The 12,941-nt window shown below is 62.5% G+C and carries 10 protein-coding genes; 8 read left to right on the top strand and 2 right to left on the bottom strand.

The annotated features are described in order from the left end of the window. Positions 1-70 precede the first annotated feature (70 nt). Together aroC and ACSBPU_RS11815 are read left to right on the top strand one after the other, a co-directional pair. Positions 71-1,132, top strand: a complete 1,062-nt coding sequence (gene aroC / locus ACSBPU_RS11820; RefSeq protein WP_442592326.1) for a chorismate synthase — start codon at positions 71-73, stop codon at positions 1,130-1,132. 33 nt (positions 1,133-1,165) lie between these two features. After that, positions 1,166-1,996, top strand: coding sequence for a M48 family metallopeptidase (locus tag ACSBPU_RS11815; RefSeq protein WP_442598321.1), 831 nt, complete (start codon positions 1,166-1,168; stop codon positions 1,994-1,996). Positions 1,997-2,022: 26 nt separating this feature from the next. Here ACSBPU_RS11815 and ACSBPU_RS11810 read toward each other — a convergent pair whose 3' ends face one another. Then, positions 2,023-3,099 (bottom strand): YkvI family membrane protein, encoded by a 1,077-nt coding sequence (locus ACSBPU_RS11810; RefSeq protein ID WP_442592325.1) that lies wholly within the window; start codon positions 3,097-3,099, stop codon positions 2,023-2,025. 293 nt (positions 3,100-3,392) lie between these two features. Between ACSBPU_RS11810 and ACSBPU_RS11805 the strand changes: the two genes are divergently transcribed. Genes ACSBPU_RS11805 through ACSBPU_RS11785 form a run of 5 tightly spaced genes read left to right on the top strand, consistent with a single transcriptional unit; the run spans position 3,393 to position 10,217 of the window. Then, the gene (locus ACSBPU_RS11805) at positions 3,393-4,334 is read left to right on the top strand and encodes an ABC transporter permease (RefSeq protein ID WP_442592324.1); all 942 of its coding nucleotides are present in this window, start codon (positions 3,393-3,395) and stop codon (positions 4,332-4,334) included. Beyond that, the gene (locus tag ACSBPU_RS11800; protein WP_442592323.1) at positions 4,334-5,167 is read left to right on the top strand and encodes an ABC transporter permease; all 834 of its coding nucleotides are present in this window, start codon (positions 4,334-4,336) and stop codon (positions 5,165-5,167) included. Before ACSBPU_RS11805 ends, ACSBPU_RS11800 begins: the two co-directional genes overlap by 1 nt. Before the next feature lie 3 nt (positions 5,168-5,170). Then, the gene (locus ACSBPU_RS11795; RefSeq protein ID WP_442592322.1) at positions 5,171-7,051 is read left to right on the top strand and encodes a dipeptide ABC transporter ATP-binding protein; all 1,881 of its coding nucleotides are present in this window, start codon (positions 5,171-5,173) and stop codon (positions 7,049-7,051) included. A gap of 26 nt (positions 7,052-7,077) precedes the next feature. After that, the gene (locus tag ACSBPU_RS11790; RefSeq protein WP_442592321.1) at positions 7,078-8,670 is read left to right on the top strand and encodes an ABC transporter substrate-binding protein; all 1,593 of its coding nucleotides are present in this window, start codon (positions 7,078-7,080) and stop codon (positions 8,668-8,670) included. A gap of 17 nt (positions 8,671-8,687) precedes the next feature. Then, positions 8,688-10,217: a M81 family metallopeptidase gene (locus ACSBPU_RS11785; RefSeq protein WP_442592320.1), complete on the top strand. Its 1,530-nt coding sequence runs from the start codon at positions 8,688-8,690 to the stop codon at positions 10,215-10,217. A gap of 54 nt (positions 10,218-10,271) precedes the next feature. Here the strand turns inward: ACSBPU_RS11785 and ACSBPU_RS11780 are convergent, their stop codons facing one another. Further along, a complete protein-coding gene (locus tag ACSBPU_RS11780) occupies positions 10,272-11,258 on the bottom strand; it encodes a LysR family transcriptional regulator (protein ID WP_442592319.1) in 987 nt (328 codons plus the stop codon). A gap of 272 nt (positions 11,259-11,530) precedes the next feature. Here ACSBPU_RS11780 and leuC point away from each other — a divergent pair, with 272 nt between their 5' ends. Beyond that, the gene (gene leuC, locus ACSBPU_RS11775) at positions 11,531-12,934 is read left to right on the top strand and encodes a 3-isopropylmalate dehydratase large subunit (protein ID WP_442592318.1); all 1,404 of its coding nucleotides are present in this window, start codon (positions 11,531-11,533) and stop codon (positions 12,932-12,934) included. Positions 12,935-12,941 lie beyond the last annotated feature (7 nt).

Below are 12,941 nucleotides of genomic sequence, written 5' to 3'. Positions count from 1 at the left end.
CTTCCTTGGCCAGGCTCTTGACAATCTTTTTATAGAATCACGGATTCAGATAAGGTAAAAAACGAGAATTATGTCCGGCAATACATTAGGCAAACTTTTTTGTGTCACGAATTTCGGGGAGTCGCACGGCCCCGCCATCGGCGCGGTCGTTGACGGCTGTCCTCCGGGGCTGCCGCTCAGCGTCGAAGATATCCAGCATGAGCTGGATCGCCGCCGTCCCGGCACGTCAAGGCATGTGACGCAGCGGCAGGAAGCCGACCAGGTCGAGATCCTTTCGGGCGTGTACGAAGGCAAGACCACCGGCACCCCCATAGGCCTGCTCATCCGGAATATGGACGCGCGCAGCAAGGACTACAGCAATATCGCCGACACTTTTCGTCCCGGGCATGCCGACTATACCTACTGGCGCAAATATACGGAACGCGATCCGCGCGGCGGGGGCCGGTCTTCGGCGCGGCTGACGGCGCCCACGGTCGCGGCGGGCGCCATCGCCAAGAAGTGGCTGGAGCAAGCATATGGCGTCAAGATCCGCGGCTACATGAGCCAGCTGGGCCCTGTGAAAATTCCCTTCGTTTCCTGGGATGAAGTCGGCAACAACCCATTCTATGCCCCCAACTCGGAGATCGTGCCCGAACTCGAGGCTTATATGGATCAATTGCGCCGGGATGGCGATTCCATCGGTGCGCGCATCGAGGTGGTGGCCGACCATGCGCCAGCGGGCTGGGGCGAACCCTTGTACGACCGTCTGGATGCGGACATCGCGCACGCCATGATGGGGCTGAATGCCGTGAAGGGCGTATCCATCGGAGCAGGTTTCGACTGCGTCGCGCAGCGCGGCTCCGAGCACGGCGATGAACTTACCCCCGCCGGTTTCCTGAGCAATCACGCCGGCGGGGTGCTTGGCGGCATTTCTTCCGGCCAGCCCATTACCGTCGCACTGGCGATCAAGCCCACGTCCAGCATACGCATAGAGCGCCGGTCCGTGGACCGCGCGGGCAATCCTGTTCAGGTCCAGACACTGGGGCGGCATGATCCTTGCGTTGGCATACGCGCCACGCCCATCGCGGAGGCGCTGCTTGCCATTGTCCTGATGGACCATGCGCTGCGCAACCGCGCCCAGTGCGGAAAATAATACCGTCTTGAAAGGAGCTTCACTGCCATGAAAATGAAAACATCGATGACACGCCGCGTCGCGGTCTGCACACTGGCCGTCGCCACCGCGCTCGGCGGTTGCGCCGCCGTCCAGACGACGGAATCAGGTTCTGTGGGCGTGGAGCGCAAGCAGTACATGTCGGGCATGGTGTCGGAAGCCGCTTTGCAGCAAGAGGCGGCCCAGCAGTATTCCAGCCTTATCGGCCAGGCCAGGGCGCAAGGAGCGCTGGACGTCAATGCCGCGCAGACGGCCAGGGTCAGGACCATCGCCAACAAGCTCATCCAGCAGGTCGGCGCTTTCAGGCCTGACGCCCGCAATTGGAATTGGGAAGTCCACGTGCTCAATTCCAACGAGGTCAATGCCTGGTGCATGCCCGGCGGGAAAATGGCCGTCTATGCCGGTCTTATCAACCAGATCAAGCCCACCGATGCCGAGCTCGCGGCGGTCATCGGCCACGAAATGGCCCACGCCCTGCGCGAGCACGCCCGCGAACAGGTGTCCCAGCAAATGGTGACCAACGTCGGGCTTTCCGTTCTTTCCGCCGTAACGGGCGTAGGGGCGACGGCCGACCTGGGCAGCGCCCTGACGAACGTCATGTTTACCTTGCCGAACAGCCGCACGCATGAAACCGAGGCGGATCGCATCGGGGTGGAGCTGGCGGCACGCGCCGGCTACGATCCGCGGGCCGCGGTGACGCTGTGGCAAAAAATGGGCGCGCTCGGCGGAAGCTCCGCACCGCCGGAGTTCCTGTCCACCCATCCTTCCGCCGCCAGCCGCAGCGCGGACCTCACCCAGGCGGCCGAGCGTGTCATGCCGCTGTATCAGGCGGCGGGCGGGAAATAAAGCTCCTACCGCTGCTCAGGCGGGGGTCAGACCCCGTATGGGGTCTGACCCCTTGGCTCCTTGCGGATGCGGTACCAGTTGACCCCTATGGCCGCGATCAGCAGCAAGCCAAGATATCCCAGCAGAGGGTATACGGTGCCCACCAGCTTGGTGAATCCGAACTGTCCCAGGACGAGCGCGATTCCGCAACTGACTATGCTGAAACCTCGGAAGGCATTGGTTTCCGGTCGGGTGAAGCGCGCGCTGAACGCGAAGAACATCCCCACTGCCGTGCTGTAGATCATGCAGGTGATCGCGATGGTCATCAGGATGCCCGCTATCGGAGACAAGCGGGCGGCAAGCGCCAGTGTGGGAAGCTCGGCGCCCTGGAGCTGGTTCAGGTTGAAGAGCAGCGCGATGTTGATCAGCAGGATCAAAATGCCAAGCCCGATTCCGCCCAGCACACCGCCCAAGGACGTGGTCTTGATGTCGCCCGTGCGGCCGGAAATGACGGCCAGCATGGGAAAGCCTACGGCGATATTGAACGACGCATACAGCATCGCGGCGATGGACCAATGAGGCGCAACGGTTTCCTGCTGGCGGCTCAGAAGCAACAGTTCGTCCGTGCTCGCATTGATGGTGAAGAGCGAGTACATGGTGATGACGATGACCATGCACATCAGAATGGGCGTGGCCGCGCTGACCAGGTCGATGATGCGCTTGACGTTCATGCATAGCGTCAGGATGACGAGGGCAGCCATGAAGGCGCCGCCGATGAGGGGGGAAAAGCCGAATTGCTGCTGGAACAGGGAACCGGTTCCGGCCAGCATGGCGACGCCCACCCCATATAGGAAGAACGTAAGCAGAACGTCCATGACGGTGCCGGCTTTGCGCCCGAACAGAATGCGCAGCACTTCCTTGTGCGAGGCGGCCTGCAACTGAGTGCTCATGCGGGCGATCTGCCGGCCCAGGAAGGCGAACAGGACGCCGGCGAGGACGGTGCCCGCAATGCTGGCCAGTCCGTAGCCGGTGAAAAACTGAAGGATTTCCTGCCCCGAGGCGAAACCGCCTCCGATGATGACGCCCATATAGGCGAACGCCAACTGTATTGCGTAGCGATTCATGATGGTTCTGGTGCCTTGCACCGATATGGAAAAGCTAGGGATTGTACTAGGTGATCTAGGGTAAGTACTGACATAACCCTGCCGCTAACATATTGAAATTCTAAGGGTTTTCCCTGATTCTGTGATGGAGGAGTATGCGGGCGGCCAATATTCATGCGCTTTTTGGCCGGTCGTTCTAATTTAGGCAATCATATTAAGTAAATTTTGAAATTGTTAGAAACCACTGCGCTCTTTAGAATCCTGCAATCGAGCTGGGCCGTCCGCGCACCGCGAATCCAGCAGTAAGGAGTCAAATGCTTTCGTATACGCTACGGCGCTTGCTCATGACCTTGCCCGTCATGCTGTTCGTCGCCTTATTTGTTTTCGGTTTGCTGGACCTGGCGCCGGGAGACCCGGCCGCACTGCTGGCGGGGGAAGACGCCACACAGCAGGATATCGCGCGCATACGCGACACCCTGGGCCTCGACAAGCCATTCCTGCTTCGCTTCGGCGAATGGATCTGGGCCATCGCGCACGGCGACCTGGGCACATCCTTGTTCACCGGGTTGCCGGTCAGCACCATGATCGCCCAGCGTCTGGCGCCGACCGTGACGCTCATGATCATGACCCTCATCGTTTCCGTGATCGTCGCCATTCCCTTCGGCGCGCTCGCCGCCTGGATGCACAACCGCTGGCATGACCGCAGCATCATGGTCCTGGCGGTGCTGAGTTTCTCCGTTCCTTCCTTCGTCGTCGGCTATATCCTGGCCTGGACGCTGGGCCTGCAGTTGCGCTGGTTCCCGGTGCAGGGCTATGTGCCGTTCTCCCAGGGTTTCGGGGCTTCGCTGCATAGCCTGGTGCTGCCCGCTCTGGCCCTGGGCAGCGTCTACATTGCCTTGATCACCCGCATTACCCGCGCGACGCTGCTCGAGACGCTGTCGCAGGATTATGTGCGCACGGCCAGGGCAAAGGGCGTCAGCAATCGCAGCATTCTCTTCCTGCATGCCCTCAAGAATGCCGCCGTGCCGATCGTGACCATCATCGCCAGCGGCGTGGCGCTTCTGATCAGCGGAACCGTGGTGACCGAGACGGTCTTCGCCATCCCCGGCCTGGGCCGCCTGACGGTGGATGCCATCCTGCGCCGCGACTATCCCATTATCCAAGGGGTCATCCTGTTGTTCAGCTTTTCCTATGTGTTGATCAATCTTGCGGCCGACCTGCTGTATCGTGTTTTCGACCCGAGGATCCATTACTGATGAACCGTACCATGCGTTTTCTCCGCCAGTATCCGACCGTTGCGGTCGGAGGGCTGCTGGTCCTGGGCCTCGCCCTGATGGCGGTCCTGGCTCCCTGGCTGGGCACCACCGATCCGACCGCGCTGTCGCCCATACACCGTACGCGTGCGCCCAATGCGCAATTCTGGTTCGGCACCGACCTGCTTGGCCGCGACGTCTATTCCCGGGTTATCTACGGGGCGCGCGTCTCCCTCATCGTGGGCTTCTCGGTCGCCTTCCTGGCGACCGTCATCGGCGTGGCCATCGGCCTGATTTCAGGCTTCGTGCGCTGGGTGGATGCCATCGTCATGCGGATCATGGACGGCTTCATGTCGATTCCGACCATATTGCTGGCGATCGCGCTCATTGCCCTCACCAAGGGTTCCATGCAGAACGTGATCATCGCCATCACGATCGCAGAGATCCCGCGGGTCGTTCGCCTTGTGCGGGGGCTGGTGCTTTCGCTGCGCGAGCAACCCTACATCGAGGCCGCGATCGCCGCAGGCGCGAGCCGGGGGCGCATCGTGCTGCGCCACATTTTTCCCAATACCGTTGCCGCGCTGACCGTGCAGGCCACCTACATCTGCGGCGTTGCCATCCTGGCGGAAGCCAGCCTTTCATTCATCGGTGCGGGCGTGCCGCCCGCCACGCCATCCTGGGGCAACATCATGGCCGAGGGCAGGGCGCTCTGGCAGATCAAGCCGCATCTCATCGCTTTCCCCGCCTTGTTCCTGTCGATCGCCATTCTGGGCATCAACATGCTCGGCGACGGGTTGCGCGACGCCATCGATCCCCGCATGGCCAAGAGGATTTGAACCATGACAGCAACTTCCATGAATCCCGGCCGCCGCGTCCTGGACGTTTCCGACGTCTCGGTGATTTTCGGGCAGGGCGAGAACGCTTTCACGGCCGTCAAATCGCTGAATCTGCATGTGGACCGCGGTGAAACGCTCGCCATCGTGGGCGAATCCGGCTCCGGAAAATCCGTGACATCCCTGGCCATCATGCGGCTGGTCGAGTTCGGCGGCGGACGCATCGCCTCCGGCAGCATGGCGTTCCATGCGCGTGATGGGCGCCGGATCGACCTGCTCGCCGCCTCGGAGGAAGCCATGCGCGCCATGCGCGGCGCAGATATCAGCATGATATTCCAGGAGCCCATGACTTCCCTGAACCCGGTCCTGACCGTAGGGTTCCAGATCGTGGAGGCGATACGGCTGCATCAGCATTGCGATGCCAAGACGGCGGAAGCGGCTGCGCGCCGTGTGCTGGACCAGGTCCGCATCCCGGATTCGCGCGCCATCCTGAAGCGCTACCCGCACGAACTCTCGGGCGGCATGCGGCAAAGGGTGATGATCGCGATGGCGCTGTCCTGCCGCCCCGCGCTGCTCATTGCCGATGAGCCGACGACGGCTCTGGACGTCACCATACAGGCGCAGATCCTGGGCCTGATCAAGGAGCTCCAGCGCGAGATGGACATGGGCGTGATCTTCATCACGCACGACATGGGCGTGGTCGCCGAAGTCGCCGACCGGGTGATGGTGATGCGCAAGGGCGACGTCGTAGAGAACAACGATGTACACGGCCTGTTCAACGCGCCGCAGCATCCCTACACCAAGGCGCTGATGGCGGCCGTTCCAAGGCTGGGCGCCATGCGCGGCACTTCCCAGCCCGCCCATTTCGATCTACTCGACGGCGGCGCTTCCACGCAAGGCGCGCCGTTGCCGACGCCGGCGGCTTCCGAGGCCGGCGGCTATGCCGGTCCGTCCGGCGAAGTGATCCTGCGCGTGCAGGACCTGGTCACGCGCTTCGACGTGCGTGGCGGTTTTTTCTCGAGAGTGAAGCGCAAGGTGCACGCCGTCGAGAAAGTAAGCTTCGACCTGCATGCGGGCGAAACGCTTTCCCTGGTGGGGGAGTCGGGCTGCGGCAAGACGACGACCGGCCGTTCTCTCATGCATCTGACGCCTACCGTCGGCGGCCGGATCGAATTCGACGGCAAGACGCTGGACCGGGCCGATCCCGAAGCCATGCGCCACTTGCGCCGCAACATGCAGTTCGTGTTCCAGGATCCCTTTGCATCGCTCAATCCGCGCATGCGCATCGGCGACAGCATCAAAGAGCCGATGCTGATCCACGGTCTGCACAGCGGCGCGGCGGCGGACCGTCGCGTGGCCGAACTCCTCGAGCGCGTCGGACTGGACGCCAAGATGGCAAAGCGCTGGCCGCACGAATTCTCGGGCGGGCAAAGGCAGCGTATCTGCATAGCGCGCGCGCTCTCGGTCAATCCCAAGGTCTTGATCGCCGACGAGTCCGTGTCCGCGCTGGACGTGTCCATCCAGGCGCAGATCGTGAATCTGCTCATTGATCTGCAGCGCGAACTGGGAATCGCCTATCTGTTCATTTCGCATGACATGGCCGTCGTGGAACGCGTGAGCCACCGCGTAGCCGTCATGTATCTGGGGCAGATCGTCGAACTCGGTCCGCGCCAGATGATTTTCGAGAATCCGCAGCACCCCTATACGCGGAAGCTCATGCAGGCCGTGCCGGTGGCGGATCCCTCCGTGCGTCGGGCCAAAGCGCTTGAAGTCAGCGATATTCCCAGCCCCGTCCGCGATCTCGGCGATGAGCCGGACGTGCGGGCGCTGGTGCAAGTAGGTGAAGGCCACTATGTGGCCCAACATTCAATAGGCGGCGCATATTGAACGCCGCCAACTCCAAGGAGCTCGTTATGGATCGTAGACAATTCCTTTTGACCTCGTCGGCATCGCTTGCCGCCATGAGCCTGCCCGGCATGTCCTGGGCGCAGCAGAAAACCGTTTTTCGCTGGGTGCCGCAAGCCGATCTGACCTTGCTCGACCCGACCTTCACCACGGCGGCGGTCACGCAGGGACACGGTCAACTGGTGTTCGATACCTTGTATGGCCTGGACTCCCAGTACATTCCGCATCCACAGATGGCCGCCGGCCACACCACCGAGAACGATGGGCTGCTGTGGAAGATCACGCTGCGCGATGGCCTGCGTTTCCATGATGGTTCGCGGGTGCGCGCGGCCGACGTCGTGGCCAGCATCAACCGCTGGGCCAAGCGCGACCTGATGGGCCGGTCGCTGATGCAATCGACGGAAGAGTTTTCGGCGCTGGATGAAAAAACCATACAGTTCAAGCTGTCCAAGCCTTTCCCTCTGATCCTCAATGCGCTGGGCCGCCAGTCCGGGATGATGGCCGTCATCATGCCCGAACGCCTTGCCAATCTCCCCGAAACGGAAGGCGTGCAGGAGATGGTGGGCAGCGGTCCCTTCAAGTTTATGGCGGACAAATGGGTCTCCGGTTCGCGCGTGGTCTATGAAAAATTCGCCGACTACCAGCCCCGCAAGGACAGCATGGCGCCCGATTTTTCGGCGGGCCCCAAGGTGGCGCACGTCGACGGCGTCCTGTGGAACATCATCCCCGACCGTGCAACGGCGATTGCCGCCTTGCAGGCGAATGAAGTCGACGGCGTGGAAATGGTCGATACCGACTTCCTGCCCATCTTGCGCGACGATGCCAACATCAAGCTGGTCAAGCGCAGCCTGCCGACCATCGGCGTGATGCGCTTCAACCATCTGCATGCGCCGTTCAACAACGTCGAGATTCGCCGGGCCGTGCTGAGCGCGGTGAACCAGACCGAATACATGACGGCAATCAATGGCGCCGACTTCCCGGAGTTCTGGAGCGACAAGTGCGGCGTGTTCGTGCCGGGCTCGCCCATGGACAGCGACGCGGGCATGGAGAAGCTGACCGGCAAGCGGGATATCGAGAAGGCAAAGGCCGCCATCAAGGCCGCGGGCTACAACGGCGAAAAAGTCGTGCTGCTCGATCCCGTCGACTTCCCGAGCTGGCATGCCGCCGCGCTGGTGACCGCCGACCTGTTCAAGCGCCTGGGCTTCAACCTGGACGTGCAGACCGTGGACTGGGGCACTGCCGTGCAACGCCGCAACAGCAAAGAGCCCGTCTCGAATGGCGGCTGGAGCGTGGCGTTCACCGGCAACACCGGTCCCAACAATCTGGATCCCGCGGGCCATCTCGCCTTGCGCGGCAATGGCGAAAAGGCCTGGTTCGGATGGCCCACCAGCGAGAAGATCGAAAAGCTGCGCATGGACTGGTTCAACGCGCCCGATCTCGAAACCCAGAAGAAGATCTGCCGCGAGATCCAGCTGCAAGTGTTTGAAGACGTTCCTTACGTTCCGCTGGGCGCCAGCTACCCCGTCACCGCGCTGCGTAAGGAATGGGAAGACTTCCAGCCACAGATCTCGCTGTTCTATACCGTCAAGAAGAAGGCGTAAGCATGCAAGGAGGCGGTATGAACGGATCGGGGCCGAGAGTGGCCATTCTGGGGTTCCATCTCGAGGCCAACGCGTTTGCGCCGCCTTCCGAGAAGGGTGACTTCATTGCGCAGTGCTGGGAGGAAGGGGACGGCATCTCGGCGCTGGCGCGAAGCGTCAGCCACTTGCCCGCCGAGATTCCCGGCTTTTACCAGCGCATGGATGCGCTCGGTCCCTGGACGCCGGTGCCGCTGATCGTGGTGGGCGCCCCCCCCGGGGGGCCGGCGGCGGCCGATGTCTGGCGCGACTTCATCTCGCAGGTGGAGTCCCGGCTGCGCGCCCAAGGTCCCGTGGATGGCGTGTATATCGCCAATCATGGCGCTTCTTCCGCGGTCGGAGTGGACGACACCGAGGCCCAGCTTGCCCGCCTGATCCGTTCTATCGTCGGGCCGGATGTCCCCGTCATTGCGACGCACGATCTGCATTGCAATGTTTCAGAGGAAACCGTTGCGAGCCTCGACGCCCTGGTCAGCTATCGCACCAACCCTCATGTCGATCAGCGCGAGCGCGCGGCCGAGGCCGCCGATCTGCTGCACGAAGTCTTCGAGGGCGAACGCCTGGTGACGGCGTACATACGGCTGCCCATTACGCCGCCTTCGGTCACGCTCTCCACCCATCAAGGCCCGTATGCCGACATCGTGCGGCGAGCCGAGACGATGATGCAACCGAAGGGCCAGGGGCCCATTGCCGTGGTGTCGGCGGCGTCGGGTTTCGTGTTTTCCGACCTGCCCAAATGCGGCATGACCGTTACCGTCACGGCGCGCGGCGACCTGGCGGCGGCTCGGCGAGCCGCGCTCGAGCTTGCCCGCGATGTCTGGAAGGATCGTGGACGTTATATCGCCAATACGATAGACGTGGCCAAGGCCGTAGAGCTGGCGGCCAAGGCGGAACAGCCTTTGCTTTTTGCCGACGTGGCCGACAACCCGGGCGGCGGGGGCGGCGGCAATACGACCTGGCTGCTCGAAGCTTTCGACCGCGCGCGCGTCCCCGGGGTCACCCTGGGCGTGTTCGTCTCGCCGGAGGTCGCGGCGAAGGCGCACGAAGCCGGGGTCGGGGGAGAGTTCCAGGCGGTGTTCAATGCCCAGCCGGGGAGCTATACGCAGCGCTACGAGGCACGGGCCAAAGTCTTGTGCCTGACCGACGGCAATGGCGTGGGACGCCGTGGCATTCTGCGCGGGCGCAAGTTCTCGTTGGGTGCCAGCGCGCTGATCGAATTATGCGACTCGGGCATGCAGGTGGTGGTGGGCAGCTTGCGCCGCCAGCTTGCGGAGCCTGCGATGCTGGAAATGCACGGGCTGGATATATCGCGCCTGCACATCCTGATCGTGAAAAGCCGCGGGCATTATCGCGCGGGCTTCGACGAGTTCTTCCCGAACGAGCGCATCCACGACGTCGATAGTCCCGGCCTGACGACGCCAAACCTGTCGCAGATCCATTTCAAGCGGCTGCCCAGGCCCGTCTGGCCGCTTGACCAGGACGCAGCCTGGATCGAGCCGGAGTGGGATTGATATGAGGGGGTCAGACCCCATGCGGGGTCTGACCCCGCGCAAACCGACCTGGGGTCAGACCCCATCGGGGTCTGACCCCCGCTCAAACGACGATCGGAATTGGGGGTCGGACCCCGCACGGGGTCTGACCCCTTGTCCGTCGCTCCCATAAAGGCTTTCGATGCGCTGGATGACGGCCTGCATGAAACGGTCCACGCTGGACGGCAGGACGCGGCCTTCGAAGGTCTGGATGTGCAGCGTGCGTTGCTGGGAAAGCTCGTCTATGATGGGAACGGCCACGAGTTCGCGTCGCCGGACGGAGCCCATGAGTGTCCGGTCGCCGGAAAAGCCGACGGCGCCTGTTTCGCGGCAAAAATTGTGGATGGCCGCCTGGTGGTTGCTGACCAATGCGACGTTCAGCGTCACTTTTTCATGCATGCAGCATAGGTCGACGATGAATCGCAGCGTGCTGCCCGGCCCCATCAGCACCACAGGAAAGCTTCCGATATCGCGCATATGCAATGTCTTGCGTGCGGCCAGCGGGTGGTCCACGGTCATGATGGCAAACAGGGGCATGCGGCGGGCATACCGGACTTGCACGCCCTGCGGGGGCGACAAGTTGTAGCTGAGGCCCAGATCGTCCTCGCCTTTCCGGACGCGTGAATTGATCTCGGCCGATTGCAGCACGTTCAACTGGAAGCGGACCAGGGGTTCTTCCTTGACGAATTCGCCCATGACCGAAGGCAGCAGCTCTGTGCTGAAGGCCTGGTTCGCCGACACCTTGATCAGCTTCTGGCCAAGGTGGGCGAGTTCGCTGATTTCCGTCCGTGTGCGCTCGGCTTCCAGATGTGTACGCCGCGCATACGATGCAAGCAGTTCACCGGCTTCCGTCAGCAGCATGCCGCGCGCATGACGCTCGAAAAGGTGGGTGCGATGCTCGTCTTCCAGCTTGCGTATCATGCGGCTTATCGCCGAAGGCGCGACGTGCAGCTTGTGCGCCGCCTCGGTCAACGAGCCGGCGTTCACGACTTCCAGGAAGTATCTAAGGGCGGTATTGAGCATGTTTTTTGGCGGGTTGGGGTCAGACCCCATGCGGGGTCTGACCCCGTTCTCGGAACACGGTTGTTTTAGGTTGGGGTCCGACCCCGTACGGGGTCGGACCCCATTCACGGAGCGCGGCTTTTTAGGCTTGGGGGTCAGACCCCGCATGGGGTCTGACCCCTCTAGGCTGCCTCCAGGCTGGCACTATCCATACCAGTATAAAAACTTGTCTTGTACTATGTTAAGAGAGTGGCATAATTTACTTCTCCAACCCTACATCATAGAGCAAGGTCATGGCACAAACACTGTATGACAAACTCTGGGATGCGCATGTCGTGCATCGAGAGTCCGACGGCACCTGTCTGCTGTACATCGACCGCCACCTGGTACATGAAGTGACCAGCCCGCAGGCCTTCGAAGGCTTGAAACTGGCGGATCGCAAACCCTGGCGGATCTCCGCCAATCTTGCCGTGGCCGACCATAACGTGCCGACCACCGATCGCAGCAAGGGCATCGAGGATCCGATCTCCCGGCTGCAGGTCGAGACGCTGGACGAGAACTGCGAAAAATTCGGGATCACAGAATTCCGCATGAACGACAGGCGCCAGGGCATCGTCCACATCATCGGGCCCGAGCAGGGCGCCACGCTGCCCGGCATGACAGTGGTCTGCGGCGACTCGCACACCAGTACGCACGGCGCGGTCGGCGCGTTGGCCTTCGGCATCGGCACGTCCGAGGTCGAGCACGTGCTGGCCACACAGACGTTGCTCATGAAGAAGAACAAAAGCATGCTGATCAAGGTCGAAGGCGAATTGCCCTTCGGCTGTACCGCCAAGGACCTCGTCCTGTACGTCATCGGCAAGATCGGCACGGCCGGCGGTACCGGCTACGCCATCGAGTTCGGCGGCAGCACGATGCGCGGGCTGTCCGTCGAAGGCCGCATGACGGTCTGCAACATGGCCATCGAAGCGGGCGCCCGGTCGGGCATGGTGGCGGTAGACCAGAAAACCATCGACTACTTCCGCGGCCGTCCTTACGCACCGACCGGCGCGCTGTGGGACCAGGCCGTCCAATACTGGAAGACGCTGCACTCCGATGAAGGCGCGTCCTTCGACCGCGTCGTCGAAATCGACGCCCGCCAGATCAAGCCGCAAGTATCCTGGGGCACATCGCCCGAAATGGTCCTGGCAGTCGACGACCGAGTGCCGGATCCCGACAAGGAAAAGGACGATGTCCGCCGCAGCGGCATGGAGCGCGCGCTGGAATACATGGGCCTGAAGCCCAATACGCCGCTGGTCGACATCAAGGTGGATCGCATCTTCATCGGTTCCTGTACCAACGCCCGAATCGAAGACCTTCGGGACGCGGCCACCGTCGCGCGCGGCAAGCGGGTCGCATCGTCGGTCAAGCAGGCCATGGTGGTGCCCGGGTCCGGGCTGGTCAAGATGCAGGCGGAAAAAGAAGGCCTGGACAAGATCTTCCTGGCAGCGGGCTTCGAGTGGCGCGAACCGGGCTGCTCGATGTGCCTGGCCATGAACGCCGACCGCCTGGAGCCCGGCGAGCGCTGCGCCTCCACCTCGAACCGCAATTTCGAAGGGCGGCAGGGGCAGGGCGGCCGTACCCATCTGGTCAGCCCGGCGATGGCCGCCGCAGCCGCCATCGCCGGTCATTTCGTCGATGTACGGACTCTTCGATAGGAAACCA

This window comes from Parapusillimonas sp. JC17 (assembly GCF_052180245.1).
Taxonomy (GTDB): Bacteria; Pseudomonadota; Gammaproteobacteria; order Burkholderiales; family Burkholderiaceae_B; genus Parapusillimonas.
Note: the sequence above shows the minus strand (reverse complement) of the source record. Positions and strands in the feature narration are given on the sequence as shown.